The 15385-nt window shown below is 37.3% G+C and carries 17 protein-coding genes; 5 read left to right on the forward strand and 12 right to left on the reverse strand.

The annotated features are described in order from the left end of the window. Positions 1-129: 129 nt before the first annotated feature. The gene (locus M3600_RS22455; RefSeq protein ID WP_233313966.1) at positions 130-1758 is read right to left on the reverse strand and encodes a MutS-related protein; all 1629 of its coding nucleotides are present in this window, start codon (positions 1756-1758) and stop codon (positions 130-132) included. Positions 1759-1896: 138 nt separating this feature from the next. After that, entirely contained in the window at positions 1897-4431 is a 2535-nt protein-coding gene (gene mprF, locus M3600_RS22460) for a bifunctional lysylphosphatidylglycerol flippase/synthetase MprF (RefSeq protein ID WP_251647687.1), read from the reverse strand. A 539-nt stretch (positions 4432-4970) separates the two neighbouring features. Between mprF and pflB the strand changes: the two genes are divergently transcribed. Together pflB and pflA are read left to right on the forward strand one after the other, a co-directional pair. Continuing rightward, a complete protein-coding gene (gene pflB / locus M3600_RS22465; RefSeq protein WP_233313968.1) occupies positions 4971-7211 on the forward strand; it encodes a formate C-acetyltransferase in 2241 nt (746 codons plus the stop codon). A 146-nt stretch (positions 7212-7357) separates the two neighbouring features. After that, the gene (gene pflA, locus M3600_RS22470; RefSeq protein ID WP_251647689.1) at positions 7358-8098 is read left to right on the forward strand and encodes a pyruvate formate-lyase-activating protein; all 741 of its coding nucleotides are present in this window, start codon (positions 7358-7360) and stop codon (positions 8096-8098) included. A gap of 94 nt (positions 8099-8192) precedes the next feature. Here the strand turns inward: pflA and M3600_RS29085 are convergent, their stop codons facing one another. The 4 genes from M3600_RS29085 to M3600_RS22485 form a co-directional block, all read right to left on the reverse strand. Further along, positions 8193-8327, reverse strand: a complete 135-nt coding sequence (locus M3600_RS29085) for a hypothetical protein (protein WP_267913287.1) — start codon at positions 8325-8327, stop codon at positions 8193-8195. A gap of 175 nt (positions 8328-8502) precedes the next feature. Continuing rightward, positions 8503-9324 (reverse strand): ammonia-dependent NAD(+) synthetase, encoded by an 822-nt coding sequence (nadE, locus tag M3600_RS22475; protein WP_233313970.1) that lies wholly within the window; start codon positions 9322-9324, stop codon positions 8503-8505. 16 nt (positions 9325-9340) lie between these two features. Then, positions 9341-10801, reverse strand: a complete 1461-nt coding sequence (locus tag M3600_RS22480) for a nicotinate phosphoribosyltransferase (RefSeq protein WP_233313971.1) — start codon at positions 10799-10801, stop codon at positions 9341-9343. Positions 10802-10832: 31 nt separating this feature from the next. Then, on the reverse strand, positions 10833-11372 hold the full coding sequence (locus M3600_RS22485) for a cysteine hydrolase family protein (protein WP_233313972.1): 540 nt from the start codon (positions 11370-11372) through the stop codon (positions 10833-10835). Between the two features lie 323 nt (positions 11373-11695). Here M3600_RS22485 and M3600_RS22490 point away from each other — a divergent pair, with 323 nt between their 5' ends. Together M3600_RS22490 and yidC are read left to right on the forward strand one after the other, a co-directional pair. After that, positions 11696-11986, forward strand: coding sequence for a hypothetical protein (locus M3600_RS22490; RefSeq protein ID WP_233313973.1), 291 nt, complete (start codon positions 11696-11698; stop codon positions 11984-11986). Positions 11987-12020: 34 nt separating this feature from the next. Further along, positions 12021-12818 (forward strand): membrane protein insertase YidC, encoded by a 798-nt coding sequence (gene yidC / locus M3600_RS22495; RefSeq protein ID WP_237941357.1) that lies wholly within the window; start codon positions 12021-12023, stop codon positions 12816-12818. 41 nt (positions 12819-12859) lie between these two features. On the opposite strand, the gene crcB (M3600_RS22500) is transcribed toward yidC, so the two are convergent. The 6 genes from crcB (M3600_RS22500) to M3600_RS22525 all read right to left on the reverse strand — a co-directional run bounded on the left by crcB (M3600_RS22500) (position 12860) and on the right by M3600_RS22525 (position 15039). Further along, positions 12860-13222, reverse strand: coding sequence for a fluoride efflux transporter CrcB (crcB, locus tag M3600_RS22500; protein WP_251647691.1), 363 nt, complete (start codon positions 13220-13222; stop codon positions 12860-12862). Continuing rightward, a complete protein-coding gene (gene crcB / locus M3600_RS22505) occupies positions 13215-13595 on the reverse strand; it encodes a fluoride efflux transporter CrcB (protein WP_233313976.1) in 381 nt (126 codons plus the stop codon). The genes crcB (M3600_RS22500) and crcB (M3600_RS22505) overlap by 8 nt, the downstream gene beginning before the upstream one ends. 64 nt (positions 13596-13659) lie before the next feature. Next, entirely contained in the window at positions 13660-13863 is a 204-nt protein-coding gene (locus M3600_RS22510) for a DUF6501 family protein (RefSeq protein ID WP_233313977.1), read from the reverse strand. Positions 13864-13938: 75 nt separating this feature from the next. Further along, positions 13939-14142 carry a hypothetical protein gene (locus M3600_RS22515; protein ID WP_233313978.1) on the reverse strand — a complete coding sequence of 68 codons (204 nt, stop codon included), beginning with the start codon at positions 14140-14142 and terminating at the stop codon, positions 13939-13941. Positions 14143-14223: 81 nt separating this feature from the next. After that, positions 14224-14616: a gamma-glutamylcyclotransferase family protein gene (locus M3600_RS22520; protein ID WP_233313979.1), complete on the reverse strand. Its 393-nt coding sequence runs from the start codon at positions 14614-14616 to the stop codon at positions 14224-14226. Positions 14617-14640: 24 nt separating this feature from the next. Continuing rightward, positions 14641-15039 carry a secondary thiamine-phosphate synthase enzyme YjbQ gene (locus M3600_RS22525; RefSeq protein WP_233313980.1) on the reverse strand — a complete coding sequence of 133 codons (399 nt, stop codon included), beginning with the start codon at positions 15037-15039 and terminating at the stop codon, positions 14641-14643. A gap of 194 nt (positions 15040-15233) precedes the next feature. On the opposite strand from M3600_RS22525, the gene sda reads away from it, so the two are divergent. Then, the gene (gene sda / locus M3600_RS22530) at positions 15234-15371 is read left to right on the forward strand and encodes a sporulation histidine kinase inhibitor Sda (protein WP_233313981.1); all 138 of its coding nucleotides are present in this window, start codon (positions 15234-15236) and stop codon (positions 15369-15371) included. The last annotated feature ends 14 nt before the right edge of the window (positions 15372-15385 follow it).

Here is a 15385-nt window from a genome sequence, read left to right on the forward strand (position 1 = left end):
TTGCACAGCGATCATATGTTTCAATTCATTATCATTTTCTATATTTGGATAATTTATTAGAAAATTTTTTCAAACTAACGTTTAAATGACAGCAAACACCGTTGACCAAGTCAGCGGTGTTTCCTGTCATTAGATTAAGCTGTTATTTAATTCCTTTGCTTTATTAACGGCATGAAGATACACTTTCTCTGGAAAACCCGTAATCCTCAGCAGTTCGATTGCGTTTCTTGTGTTGGACGCACCTTCTTTTATTAAAAAATCAAAGATGATTTCATCGTCTACTATCTGTTCTCTGAAATGATAATTTTTGTATTTATCATTAAGCATCTCTGTTAATTCTATATCATGAGTTGCCGCCATGATTTTTGTATTGCTGCAATGATTTAAATATTCCAGTACTGATTCGGCGGCAGCAACCCTCTCCATTGTATTAGTGCCTTTAAAAATCTCATCCATAAATACATACAATAACATATCACTGCTATTGTTTCTTCTGTCAAAGATTCTTTTCAATGCCTTAATTTCACTTAAAAAATAGCTTTGTCCCTTTTCGATATCATCAGACATTGCCATGGAAGAGTAAACCTCCCCTCTTGTAAGTCTGATTTTATGGCTAGTACTTGTATTTAAAGCTTGTGAAAATATAATATTTACAGCAATAGTTTTGATGAAGGTCGATTTTCCTGAAGCATTCGAACCTGTCAGCAAACTATTTTGCGTGAATTCAAAGTCATTGCCAACAGGGTTGCTTACTAAAGGATGATAGCCATTAACAATTGTCAAAGAATCATTATCAGTGTATTCTGGCAAACAATAATATGGCAATGTTTTTCTCCACAAAGCAATCGAATAATACAAATCAATTTCCGCTGTTTTTCTCCATGCCAACTCGTATGTTTGACTGTTATTGTTTATAAGATAAACGATGTAATGAAAAACAAAATAATCTATAAGAAAAATTGATTTCAACATCGTAAATAGTTGCAGTATTAAATTTGTACCCGTTGGATCATCTTTCAATAAAAAAACACTGATAAAAGGAGCACTTTTTAGTTTACTTGTCTTTTTTAAAAAGTCAGTGTCCTGATTTAGCTTCGCGATATTTCTGGAGGTAAGCAGGATAGTTAGGCAATAAAACAAGCTTTCATATTCAGCTTCGTTTTTAGAACGGTTTATGTAGAATAAAAAACTGTTCACTAATATGCTAATAAAAAATAACCCTAAACCAATTTGAAGGGAAAATCCAATGATTGCTAATCCTATAATCGGAAGCAAACCTAGCAATATATATATTTTATTGAAACTACTATCAGGTTTTGCATAAATATATTTGGAAGAGTTAGCATACGGTGCTTTTCCTAATGCTGATAAAATCAGTGATAACTTCGTGCGGTATTCTTTGTTTAAACTTATTTTTTCTATCTTTTTTTCTTCAAACAAATGCGTTTCATGTGGTGCTTTTAATCGATAGTACAGCAATTCCTCACCGATTGATGTAAAGGTGAAATTAATCGTCTTAAAAATTTTAGTCAAATTTAGATCATGCCAGGTAATATGATCGACGACAGCATTCTTTTCTTTATTTAAGTTCACATTTTCATAGAGATATGTAAATGTTTCATGGAAATTTTCTGTATGATCTAATTTCTCATTCTTGTCCCATAAACTTAAAATAAGCTTTTTCCTTTTCCGCGAATAATACATATTAACAAGTACAGCTATTCCGCTTACTATTACGATTATAAAAACATAAAACATATTTTCCTCCTATTCTAGCATTTGAATATACTTTATTTTAACTTAAAATCCAATTTATTACCAAATTTGTTTTTTATTATCTTATTTGAATGCGTAGAATTATTTAATTTACAATAGAAAAAAGAGCTGAATAATATTTCAGCTCCTTTTACCCTTAGCAACAAGCATTGTTACTTGTGCTGATGTAAACGGCAGGGATGACTTCCTTCTATACCCTAAATACTTTGGCTCCCATATGTCACAATATTTGTTTTTAAAATTCCGCAATCCTTGAAAATGATAAAAAACATGTCCGTGCTTAAAGATTTGCGCGGCCACCTTTTCACTTAAGAAGGAAAAGCGTGAAATCCCAAGATTGGATAATGGAGCCATTCCTAAATTACAGCTTTCCGTCCCTGCTTCCTTCAAATACTCAAAGGTATGCAAATACAGAAAATCCATCGATCCAGATGGAGCGCCAGGCAAACTTCTCATTAAATCTATCGACCACATTTGTTTTTGTTGATAGGAAGGAATCAGTGTTAAAAATGAAATTATTTTACCATCAGGATCTTTTACGTAGATTATTTTACATGTATTTATATAATCCCTTTCAAAAAAACCTAATGAAAAGCCTTTTTCTCTTCTTCCTCCAAGCCATCTGTAGCTTATATTCTCCAGTTCATTTAAAAGTTTTAGATCATGTTCTGGCAAAGAAACTTGCACAGTATAGCCTTCTCTTTCAAATTTATTTTTTATCGCTCGATAATTTTTCATTTTTTTACCTGTCAGTGAAAAGCTGTTCAAGTCTACATGCCCTTCTTCACCAAGCTTAAAAAAATCATATCCGTTAGCATGTAGAATCGGCAGCATATTTCGGCTCGTTTGGTAAAAGACGGGCGTAAATCCATAAATATCAGCTTTTTCATAAAGCTCCTCCACGGCTTTTACAAAGTCTTTCTCTTCACCGATAGGGTCTCCTAAAACAATCAGTTTGTCTGCATATGTTTCATATGCAAACAGCACATTCCGCTCTTTATTCCAAAAGATATATTTATCATGCAAAAAGATAAGATGTGCTAAAGTGGTGCCATTATACTTTTCCAAATGTTCCATTATCTCTGCTTCCATTTCTCTAGATGGCAATTTTGTTAAGCTCTTCGGCTTCTTAATCCAATAGCCTACAAGGATGATGATAAGAGCAATAAATAAAGAAACAAATGCACTCCAAAACAGACTTTTTGCATCTGAAATAATATAGGGCTTCACAAATTTAGGGACACTTGCAATGCTTGTTGGCAAATTTAAATAACCAAGCGTCAAATAACCAAATGAAAAAAAGGATATAACAATTATGTCAAAGCAAATTTTCCCCCAGGTTAGGACAAAGCTCTCCCGGTAGAACTTGCCCCTTGAGAGCAGCAGAAGGATTAACACAACAACGATGATTGTTGCTTCTTCATAATCAAGCCCTTTTAAAAATGTCGTAACAGCCGCAATTGCCAAAACGAATAAAGTGAGATGATAGGTCCTCTTTTCCCTGTATTCTATCCCTCTAGCAAGACCTAAAAGGACAAGACCTGCTCCGACGGATACGTGATGGGAAATGTTCATGACAGGCAAACTGATAAATTGCTCTGTAAGACGCAGTCTTTCTAAAATCCCTGGTACTGCACCTGAGATTAACAGCAAAATTCCTGAAAGAAACACAAGAATTGTCAGAAAGAAATGACTGATATTCTGCACAACTGCACGCGGGATATTGTTCCAATATTTATTCCACTTTTTCCATAAATCGCGAATAAGCAAAATCAAACCAGTGAAGAACGGTATAAAATAATAGCCTATTCTGTACAGGAGAAGCACAACAAGCAGTTTTTCTGTAGAGACACCTATATATTCAAGGCCCCATAGAAATACAAGGTCAAATGCTCCGATTCCACCAGGAATCATGCTGACAATCCCAGCACCGACAGCAATAAGGAAAATCTTCAGAAAGTCCCAGCCTCCTACAGGGAGGTCAACAAGGCATGCGAGCCAATATAAGTAGAAATAAATGAAGCTCCACTCTAAAATAGATGCACCGAGCAGCGAAACTGCCATGGTACGGGATTTAATAATCTTATGTAAATTGGTTTTCTTTATGAAATAGCTGATGATAAGGATTGGCAGTATGGCCGAAACGACTAAGGTTGTCACCATCAGCCAATGATGATTCTGTATGAGCGGCATCTTCCAGCTGTCAAATAAAATCACCCAAGTTAAAAAACTAACTCCAGTTAAGTAAAACATCGTGATAAAAGCAATACCCTTCATCAGCCTCTTCTTGTCTTGCTCATATTCTTTATAAAAATAAGTTCTTAAGGCGATACCAATTAATCCGCCAAATCCAAGCAGATTAGAAAAGGAATTGCTGATAAGAGAATACTTGGTCAGCTGTTTCACTGATATTTGTGCATTTAAATATTTGCTTAAAAAATGATCATAAAAATACATTGGCGATAACGCTATAAATCCAAAAACAACGATGAGGACTAGCTCCAAAAAGTCCAATTTATCAATATATTTCATTAACAGCCCGAAATCGATGGTAAGGAACATATCCCTGAATTCCAATGAAACAAGCAGCAGCAAGGTTACTGGAAATAGTATTTTCAGCAGCAGCATTATTCGGTCTTTTGTTATAAACGACATTAAAACACCTCAAAAAATTTTTTGCGCTTCAATTGATATTTAGTAATCATTAAAGCATGTCCATCATTGCCTTTGACTTACATGAAAGACCAATGAATGGCAGATAAAAATAAGAATACAAACCAGGAGAAAAAAATACATACTCCCCTATCATATCTTAAATCGGCTGTGCGGAAAATAAAAATTAACTTTTTTACATGCATTTTCCATTAGTAAAATTATGCACAAGTCACATTACTGCTAATCCTATAGTTCACTGGTAATTTAAAATCCCATTAAAACAGATTTACTATTTTGCTTTTCTATTATATAACAGTTAACAAAAAGCAATTTTGTTATACACTTTAAAATACGAAGATTTTATGCTATTTCACTTTTCTCCCCCCTCCCCAAGTCTTGTCATATCAACAGTTCACAGATTAGTCACAGAATTGCCTTAACTTATACATAATTTTGTGAAATACATCACATTATTATCTGTTATATTTAATTTAGAAATATTTTTAATATCTGTTATACAAAAAAAGAGGTGACTATTAATGGAAAAGCTGGAAACAAATTATTGGAATGGATTTAAAAGCGGCAGTTGGGAAAAGGAAGTGAATGTGCGCGACTTTATCTTAAAGAATTTCAAACCGTATCACGGCGACTCTTCTTTTTTAAGCGGTCCGACTGTGGAGACAACGCAGCTGTGGGAACAAGTTCTTGAGCTTTCTAAGAAAGAAAGAGACAGAGGCGGTGTTTATGATCTCGACACTGACATCCCTTCTACAATTACATCGCATGGTCCTGGTTATTTGGACAAAACAAAGGAAAAGATTGTCGGTGTTCAAACAGATGAGCCATTCAAAAGATCCTTCCAGCCTAACGGCGGCATCAGAATGGCAGTGCAAGCGTGTGAGTCTTACGGTTATAAAGCAGACGAAAAATTAGAAGAGTTCTTTACTAAACACCGAAAAACACATAATGCCGGCGTCTTTGATGCATACACAGATGAAATGCGCCTTGCACGAAAAGCAGCAATTATCACAGGGCTCCCTGATGCATATGGACGGGGCCGGATTATCGGCGATTATCGCCGTGTAGCTTTATACGGTATTGACTTCTTAATAAAAGAAAAACAAAAAGACAAAAAAGCAACAAGCTCAATTATGACAGAAGATGTTATGCGTCTTAGAGAGGAAGTTTCAGAGCAAATCCGTGCTTTAGCTGAACTGAAGGAGCTGGGAGAAAGCTACGGCTTCGATTTGTCCAGACCAGCTGCTAATACACAAGAAGCGTTTCAATGGCTGTATTTAGCTTATCTGGCAGCAATTAAAGAGCAAAACGGGGCAGCAATGAGTCTTGGACGTGTTTCCACTTTTCTTGATATTTATATTGAACGAGATTTAGAGCTGGGATTACTAACAGAGAAACAAGTCCAAGAGATTGTCGATCATTTCATCATGAAGCTGCGCCTTGTTAAGTTCGCCAGAACGCCAGACTATAACGAACTGTTCAGCGGCGATCCTACATGGGTAACTGAGTCCATTGGGGGTATGGCTAATGACGGACGGCCGCTTGTGACAAAGAACTCATTCCGCTTTCTCCATACACTTGATAATCTCGGACCTGCGCCTGAACCGAACTTAACAGTTCTTTGGTCCACCCAGTTACCGGAGAATTTTAAAAAGTACTGTGCTCAAATGTCCATTCAAACAAGCTCGATTCAATATGAGAATGATGACATTATGAAACCTCACTGGGGTGATGATTACGGAATTGCCTGCTGTGTTTCTGCGATGGAAATAGGCAAGCAAATGCAGTTCTTCGGCGCTCGTGCGAATCTTGCAAAATGTCTTCTATATGCAATTAACGGAGGCAAAGATGAAAAATTGAAAGTACAGGTCGGCCCTGACTACAGCCCTGTTGCTTCTGAGTATTTGGATTATGACGAAGTGATGGAGAAATTCGATCAAATGATGGAATGGCTGGCAGGTCTTTATATCAATACATTAAACGTCATCCATTATATGCATGACAAATACAGCTATGAAAGAATAGAAATGGCCTTGCATGATACAGAAATATTACGGACGATGGCAACTGGAATTGCTGGACTAAGCGTAGTGGCAGACTCATTGAGCGCTATCAAATATGCAAAAGTGAAAGCAATCAGGGATGAAAACGGCATTGCCGTTGATTTTGCCACAGAAGGAGATTATCCGAAATACGGAAACAACGATGATAAAGTTGACAGCATTGCCGTTTCTATTGTCGAAAGTTTTATGAAAAAGCTGCGGAAACATGTGACTTACCGCAACTCTATGCACACAATGTCCATCCTGACGATTACTTCGAATGTTGTGTATGGTAAAAAGACAGGAAACACACCGGATGGGCGTCGTGCCGGCGAACCGTTCGCACCTGGAGCAAATCCAATGCATGGCCGGGATACAAAAGGCACATTAGCCTCTCTGTCATCTGTTGCTAAACTTCCTTATGATTCATCTTTGGACGGTATATCTAATACTTTCTCTATTGTTCCTAAAGCACTCGGCAAAGAGGAAGAAGACCGTGCATCCAATCTTGTATCTATATTAGACGGTTACGGAGTAAAGGCCGGTCATCATTTAAATGTAAACGTATTTAACAGAGAAACACTTCTAGATGCAATGAAGCATCCAGAATCATATCCGCAGTTGACTATTCGTGTCTCAGGTTATGCCGTCAACTTTATTAAACTGACACGTGAACAGCAATTGGATGTCATTAACAGAACATTCCACGAATCTATGTAATTTATCCCCTCTCAGGCTTGCAGTAAGAATTGCTGCTAGCCTGAGAAGATTGCTTTTATAAAAAACCGGCATACAAGGAAAAGTGAGACCCCTTCTTTCCCTTGTATGCCTAATAAATTGCCCCACACACAGAAAGGAGCATAATCATGAAAGGCAATATCCATTCCATTGAAACATTTGGAACCGTTGATGGACCAGGCATACGATATGTATTATTTATGCAAGGCTGTTTGTTGCGCTGCCAATTTTGCCACAATGCAGATACTTGGGAAATGAATGTTGGCAAAGAAGTTGAAGTAAAGGAAATCATCGACGATTTAACAGCCTACCTCCCTTTTATTCATGCATCAGGAGGAGGAATAACAGTAAGCGGAGGTGAACCGCTGCTGCAGCTCCCCTTTCTAATCGAACTGTTTAAAGAATGTAAAAAAATAGGTATTCATACAGCAATTGACACATCAGGAGGCTGCTATTCAACAGCACCTCATTTTCAAGAACAGCTACTAGAGCTATTTTCCTTTACAGATTTAATTTTACTAGATTTAAAGCATATCAACCGTAAAAAACATATTAAATTAACAGGAATGGGAAATGACCATATCCTTGCCTTTGCTACCTTTCTGTCTGAAAAACAGATACCTGTTTGGATACGGCATGTTCTCGTACCAACTATTAATGACAGTCGAGAAGACTTGAGTATGCTTGGAGATTTTATTGCGACATTGTCTAATATCGAAAAAGTTGAAATCCTTCCTTACCATAAACTAGGTGTTTATAAATGGGAATCGCTTGGTCTAGAATACCCATTAAAAGGAATTGAACCTCCAAGTGAAGCCTCTGTCCAGTTCGCATATAACATGCTTACAGGCTCTCAAATAAATAATTAAGATGATTTTTCGACAGAGAAAAGCCTCAAGCAAAAAAGAATCATTAGCTCGAGGCTTTATATTTATGACAGCTGCCAAAAGACAGCTAATGTGATTATTCTTCGTCTTCTCCATATTCTTCGTCTTCTTTAGAATCTTCAACTTTACCTTTTCCTACTGATAATCCCCATGTAAAGTTAACTGGTACGTTCAGCAGCAGCATGCTTAAGTTCACACCAAATAGTGTCATAGTTTTCCCTCCCTCTTACTATTTTTCCTGCCTATTTCTTCACTTAAAAAGTGAGCATCTTTTTTACTTACACTGCTAACTTATGTAAAACATCTAGGACATGCCTGTGTGAATAACCAGTTTTGGTTATTCACACCAAAAAAACCTCCCGTTTTATAACGAGAGGTTAATCCATTTATTTCTTCCACCAATCATCAAACATAGATGCAGGCACTTGTCGTTTATGTTCTGTAATTAAGTAACGAGCTTCAATTTTTTCAGCTGCTTCTTGTGGGACTTCCTTACCTTCTAAGTAGTCATCCAACTGATCATAAGAAATTCCAAGCTCTGTTTCATCTGCTTGACCTGGTTTCTCATCAAGCAAGTCAGCAGTCGGTACTTTTAAGTAAATTCTTTCTTCTGCTCCAAGTTCCTTTAACAGCTGTTTCCCTTGGCGCTTTGTAAGACCAGTTAACGGCAGTACATCTGCTCCGCCATCTCCATATTTTGTGAAGAAGCCTGTAACTGCCTCTGCAGCATGATCTGTACCAATTACTAGTAAATTTAACTGACCGCCAATTGCATACTGCGCAATCATTCTCGCTCTAGCCTTGATATTTCCTTTATGATAATCAGCTAGTGGAGTATCGGCCATTTCATCATAAACTCTCTTAAATTCGTCAACAGGACCACGAACATTGAATTCAAGCTCTTTATCTGCTGCAATAAACTTCAGTGCTTTGTTAGCGTCGTCTTCATCTGCTTGCACACCATATGGCAATCTTACTGCAACAAATGTAGCATCATAACCTTCACTGCGAAGCTCTTCCACAGAAAGCTGAGCCAATCTGCCTGCAAGAGATGAATCCTGGCCCCCGCTTATTCCTAATACAAATCCTTTTGCTTTTGTCTTTTTCAAGTATTCTTTCAGAAAGTTAATGCGCAGTCTTATTTCTTCTTTAGCATCAATTTCAGGTTTCACGTTTAGTTCAGCGATAATTTGATTTTGTATGCTCATGTCAGCATTCCTCCTGTTATTCCTTATTTTTAATGTTGCTTTTTACTTTTTCTAAATGATTCATCTTGTTTTCCCAACAAAGCGGGCTTAAATCAACTGGATATTCCTCCGGATTGAGTGAACGCTTGTATTCATCCCACAGCACATCCAAGTTATCCTCCGCATATTTTTGTGATTCAAAAATTGTCGGTGACTTATAGATAAGCTCTCCATTTTGGAAAATATCCTTATGAATATCCTTCGCATGGAAATTAGTAACAAATTTACTGATATAAGTATGTGTTGGATGAAACATCTTTAAGCGCTCCTCTTCTTCTGGATGCTCCGTTTCCAAACAAATATAGTCACCTTCGGATTTATGGTTGATGCTGTTGATGATGCGGTATACCCTTTTAATGCCAGGTGTTGTCACCTTTTCTGGGTTTCCGCTGATTTTGATTGTATCTTGCATATTACCCTCTTCATCCTCAATTGAAACAAGCTTGTATACTCCGCCTAAAGCAGGCTGGTCAAAAGCAGTAATCAGCTTCGTGCCAATGCCCCATACATCAATCTGAGCTCCTTGAGCCTTCAAGTTGATAATCGTATATTCATCCAAATCATTGCTTGCTACAATTTTCGTATCTGTAAAACCTGCTTCATCAAGCATTTTTCGCGCAGCTTTGGAAAGATAAGCAAGGTCGCCGCTGTCTAATCTGATGCCGACAAAATTAATAGCATCGCCAAGTTCCTTTGCCACTTTAATGGCATTGGGAACTCCTGAACGCAAAGTATCATACGTATCAACCAAAAAGACACAGTCTTTATGACGTCGTGCATACTTATGAAAAGCCGTATATTCATCTCTGTAAGCCTGAATCATGCTATGAGCATGCGTTCCAGATACAGGGATGCCAAACAGCTTGCCTGCTCTAACATTGGAGGTGGAGCTAAATCCGCCGATAAACGCTGCTCTTGTACCCCAAAGTGCCGCATCCAGTTCATGGGCGCGTCTGCTGCCGAATTCCATTACGACTCCCTCACCGATAGCATGCTTGATGCGAGATGCTTTTGTCGCAATCAATGTTTGGTAATTCACAATATTTAGCAATGCCGTCTCAATTATTTGGGCTTGAGCAAGCGGAGCCTCCACTCTTAACAATGGTTCATTAGCAAAAACGATTTCGCCTTCCTCTACTGAACGCAAGTTCCCGGTAAAACGAAAATCCTTTAAATACTCCAGAAAGTCCTCTTTAAAGCCGCTCTCTCTCAAATATTCAATATCACTGCTTGTGAAATGCAATTCTTTTATGTACTGAATTATTCTTTCTAATCCTGCAAAAACAGCGTATCCATTATTGAAAGGAAGCTTGCGAAAGTACACCTCAAATACAGCATTTCTTTCCGAAACGCCATCCTCCCAGTATGTTTCTGCCATATTAATTTGATATAAATCTGTATGCAGCATTAAGCTGTCATCACGAAAATTAAAACTCATGCTTTTCCTCCTGCGGTTTAACCAATTCGCCTTACAAAATGACTGCACCTAATGTGCTTTTAAAATGATCAATGGCCCAAATATGACCTGGTTCATTAAAGGATGCGGTCGCATTCTCATGAATGAAAAGGTTGAATCCTTTATTGTAACAATCTACAGCTGTATGAAGTACACAAATATCTGTACAGACACCTACTAAATGCACGTCCTTTATGTTTCTTTCATTCAGCTTTAATTCAAGATCAGTACCGGCAAAGGCACTATATCTAGTTTTGTCCATCCAGTATACATGCTCCAGTTCCTTGTTTTTCTCATACACTTCCTTTAATGAACCATAAAGGTTTCTGCCTTTTGTTCCTTTAATGTTATGAGGCGGAAACAGCTTTGTCTCAGGATGATATTGATCCTTTTCCGTATGTAAATCAATAGCAAAAACAGTAAAATGACCTTCTTCAATAAATTGTTTGGTAATAGCAGAAATAGTGCTTTCTATTTTCATTCCAGATTCTCCGCAAGGCAGAGCTCCCTCAATAAAATCGAAAGTATAATCTATATTTATTAGTGCTTTCACTTATGAGCAGCCTCCTAAGGTTACGCCAAAATATGTGAACACATTATACCGAACTTCGTTTCATTTTACCATAAACTAAACTTGTTCCATTTTGTAAGTGATGTATTTTTAACTCTATCATACACCTAATTATGACAATTATTAAGGAAAGTTTTTAGATTGAGACAAATTTTTAATAAAAATTAGGTATTTCCCCCTGTCAATCACCGTTTCAGTCATTTGAGTAAATTATGTACAAAGTATGACTGGTAATAGAACACGATTGCCATTTAGGCTTATTTTCGATATAATTTATTTGTTGATAACGAACCTGAGGTGTATAAATGTTCGAATTCTTAATAGATTTGACAAACATTCCAAGCTATCAAACCATCTACATTACCGTAATGATTGGATTAATGGTTAAATATTTTTGGGATATCAACCTGCAAATCACTGTTAATGATGATTTTATCGCATCAGACGGCCTTTACTTGCAAAGAGTCGTCACGACGGTAAATTTTAATGTTCAAAAATACAATACTCCTATTTTGCAATGGATATGCAAGAATATCCGCAAAAGAATGGAAAGTTCCGCTGATGATCCGGAAAAACCGCTTCTCCTCCTGAATTAAACAAAATTTTTTCAACGAACTAGGAGGAGTCGAAATGACAAAATCAGCAAAAAAACTTTTATTAGTATTTATGACAATATTAACTGCCGTTATGCTTAGCGCATGTTCAACAGCAGGAAACGGAAGCGGGAACAGCGGTGGCTGGTTCCATAACACGGTCGTAGAGCCTTTCGCTTCTTTAATACATGGAATGGCAATGATGTTTAACGGCAACTTCGGTCTTGCCATCATCTTGATTACCCTTATTATTCGCCTTCTATTGATGCCGCTTATGTTAAGACAATACAAAAAGCAGCAGCAGATGAAAGAAAAGATGGAAATAATCAAGCCGGAAATGGACAGAATCCAAAAGAAAATAAAAGCGACGAAAGACCAGAAAGAACAGCAAAACCTACAACGGGAAATGATGGATCTTTATAAGACACACGGTGTCAATCCATTATCAATGGGCTGTCTGCCTATGCTTATTCAGATGCCGATTCTCATGGGCTTCTATTACGCGATAAGAGGCTCACAGGAAATTGCCAGCCATTCATTCCTATGGTTTAATCTTGGCCATTCAGACCTTATTTTAACAGCTATCGCTGGTATTGTTTATTATTTACAATTCCGTGTTACTCAAAACACGATGACTGCTGAACAACAAAAACAAATGAAATTTATGGGATTAATTTCCCCAATCATGATTGTTATGGTTTCTCTTAATGCTCCAGCTGCCCTGCCGTTATATTGGACAGTCGGCGGAATCTTCCTTATCTTCCAGTCTATGCTTGGAAGAAAGCTGTATCCGCCTGCCAAAGTGGCTGAAAGCACGAAAGAAGTTAAACAATAAGGAAAAAAGCAGAACGGACCTTAGTCCGTCTGCTTTTTTATTTACCCAATATTCGCAGTTAAATAACCAAACCACACAAAAGCAAGTCCTCCGCCAAACGAGAGCACTATATACCTATAAAAGGTTATTTTGTTGTTTTCCTTCCACAACTGAACTGCCTCAACAGCCAATGTAGAAAAGGTCGTAAATGCCCCTAAAAACCCGACTGCAAACAACAAATGTACCGTTTCACTCACATGCAGTCCTGAAAGTAATCCTAATAAAAAAGAACCAACTAAATTAACTATCAGAGTGGCAACTGGCAAAACAGTAGTGATTTTTGACTTTATGTATTGTATTAACCAAAATCGGCTGATTGCGCCGATAAATCCGCCGATGGCGACTGCACCAATCATGTTAACCATCGTTCTGCCCTCTTTCTGCAAGCTTTGATCCTGTCTTCATTCCGATATAGGCAGCTGCTAGGCCGAGTGATGCACTTGCTGCCATATACATAAATGCCTGCAGTATTTTACCTGATTGCAAAAGGTTCAGTGTGTCGAGACTGAAGGTCGAAAGGGTCGTGAATGAACCGAGAATGCCTGTGCCGACCGCTGTTGCAAGTTCTGGCGGAAAGCTGACTCGGCCAGCAGCATATTTTGTTAAAGCACCGAGAAGAAAAGAGCCTGCTATATTAATACATAATGTATGTAACGGAAAGCTTCCCTGCCCTATGCTGCATAAAAATCTGGCGACACTGCCAATTATGCCGCCTATTCCTACATACAAATAAATCATGAAGTAATCCCTTCTTTCCATTCAAAAAGGAGAAAACATCAGCTGCTTTCTCCCGTTCCCGCTTTTATAAATCTTGAAAATAATCCTTATAAAAACCGCCGACTTTTCCTGAGTTATCAACAATGAAGTAAAACTCTTCTGTTTCATTTTTAACTTCATATGTTTGACCGACAGTCAATACTCTATTAACAATATACTTGCTTGCATCTGTATGTATGCACTTTACTTTTTTGACAGTGTTTTTGTCATTCCAAATTTCATGTATCAATTGATAAAGCCCCTTTCACTTATATACTACTTTAGTATATAGCCAGTAAGCCCTTCAACGCAACAAATCCTTAGCTTAAGACACTAAATTCTTTTCATTATCGAAAAGAAAATTAATGCTGCTTCGGTTGAACGTATACCATTTTCCTGTCGAAGCTTGTTGAAAAGTGATATAGCATTGTTTATTTATCCAGTCCATCCTTTTAAATTCCATTGCTTCATATGTCTGATTTTCCTGTTTAATCGAATATAATATGTTATTTGCCTGTATATTCATCATATATGACCTTCTTTCTATGATGTCGTATAGAATATATATACCACTGGCAAATTGTCCGTTAAACATGATTAAGCCTATTTTTTATTGGCTGAATCTTGAAAAAGCAGTCCAATCATGGCCTTCAATTTCCTCCAAAAGCATTTCCTCTTTATTGCAAGCATATGTAAAAGCCATTAAAGGTTTTTCTTGTCCATAAACCTCTACCTCAACTCTTATATAGAGGCTGTTTTGGTCTCCTGGTGTATAATCTTCAAACTCGTCTAATAGATGCAAATCTGCAGCCGGGACTTCAAATACTTCACCACGCACCCTTTCGTTACCTTTATCTAAACTTAAAAAAGGATAGCCTACCCCTGCATCATACAGCTTGCCATAAATCCACATATTTTCAGCAATACAAGGATAATTTCTCATCATATAGTGATTGATTTGCTGCTTCCTTAAAGTGCCGTAAACAAATAGATAAATCTTCATTTTTATCTCTTCTCCTTAAAGCTTTTAGCTCGGCATAAATTTAAGTGAATAGCTTCTGTGTCTTGGTCCGTCAAATTCACAAAAATAAATCCCCTGCCATGTTCCTAAGCATAAACGCCCACTTTCTACTATAACAAGCTCAGATGCTCCGACAGTACTTGCTTTCATATGTGCTGCTGTATTCCCTTCCATATGCCTGTCTTCGTTGACAGTCCAAGGATATACTTCGTCAAAACGACGAATCATATCACGTACTACATCTGGATCTGCATTTTCATTTATGGTAATTCCAGCAGTCGTATGCGGACAGTACACAATGACTATTCCTTCCTTCATTCCATATTCAGTGACTGCTTGTTGAATATCATCTGTTATTTCATACAACATCGTGTGCTCTTTTGTTTCCAATCTTTTGTGAATCATAGCCTGCTACTCCTCTCCTAATTCTTTATATAACTTATATCCTTTTTATCCATAACTATAACATGTCTCATTCCATACCACTCCTATATCGTTAAATTTATCCAGCTCCACCTTATCGCTTTTCATTGTCCAAGCATTGCGTTAGTATAAACATTGTAAGAATATTCAATCCATTTATTTAAGGAGGATGCAAAATGAAGATTATGAGCAATGAACAGCTGATTTTTTCTTATCGAGATGCATTAAAGGCCGGAAATGAAGAGGAATGGATTCTTATTTTAAAGGAAGAAATGGACAAACGAGGACTTAAGCCAAATATAATGTCTGAATAAACAAAAAGGGGATG

The organism is Niallia sp. MER 6 (genome assembly GCF_023714395.1).
GTDB lineage: Bacteria > Bacillota > Bacilli > Bacillales > Cytobacillaceae > Niallia.

Bases quoted from the DNA above. Each gene is read 5' to 3' on its own strand.
- M3600_RS22490 (WP_233313973.1), top strand. From the start codon at position 11,696: ATGTTCGAATTCTTAATAGATTTGACAAACATTCCAAGCTATCAAACC.
- yidC (WP_237941357.1), top strand. From the start codon at position 12,021: ATGACAAAATCAGCAAAAAAACTTTTATTAGTATTTATGACAATATTA.
- M3600_RS22480 (WP_233313971.1), bottom strand. From the start codon at position 10,801: ATGAGTTTTAATTTTCGTGATGACAGCTTAATGCTGCATACAGATTTA.
- mprF (WP_251647687.1), bottom strand. From the start codon at position 4,431: ATGTCGTTTATAACAAAAGACCGAATAATGCTGCTGCTGAAAATACTA.
- M3600_RS22525 (WP_233313980.1), bottom strand. From the start codon at position 15,039: ATGATTCACAAAAGATTGGAAACAAAAGAGCACACGATGTTGTATGAA.
- M3600_RS22455 (WP_233313966.1), bottom strand. From the start codon at position 1,758: ATGTTTTATGTTTTTATAATCGTAATAGTAAGCGGAATAGCTGTACTT.
- crcB (WP_233313976.1), bottom strand. From the start codon at position 13,595: ATGATTTATTTGTATGTAGGAATAGGCGGCATAATTGGCAGTGTCGCC.
- sda (WP_233313981.1), top strand. From the start codon at position 15,234: ATGAAGATTATGAGCAATGAACAGCTGATTTTTTCTTATCGAGATGCA.
- nadE (WP_233313970.1), bottom strand. From the start codon at position 9,324: ATGAGCATACAAAATCAAATTATCGCTGAACTAAACGTGAAACCTGAA.
- pflA (WP_251647689.1), top strand. From the start codon at position 7,358: ATGAAAGGCAATATCCATTCCATTGAAACATTTGGAACCGTTGATGGA.
- M3600_RS22520 (WP_233313979.1), bottom strand. From the start codon at position 14,616: ATGAAGATTTATCTATTTGTTTACGGCACTTTAAGGAAGCAGCAAATC.
- pflB (WP_233313968.1), top strand. From the start codon at position 4,971: ATGGAAAAGCTGGAAACAAATTATTGGAATGGATTTAAAAGCGGCAGT.
- crcB (WP_251647691.1), bottom strand. From the start codon at position 13,222: ATGGTTAACATGATTGGTGCAGTCGCCATCGGCGGATTTATCGGCGCA.
- M3600_RS29085 (WP_267913287.1), bottom strand. From the start codon at position 8,327: ATGACACTATTTGGTGTGAACTTAAGCATGCTGCTGCTGAACGTACCA.
- M3600_RS22515 (WP_233313978.1), bottom strand. From the start codon at position 14,142: ATGATGAATATACAGGCAAATAACATATTATATTCGATTAAACAGGAA.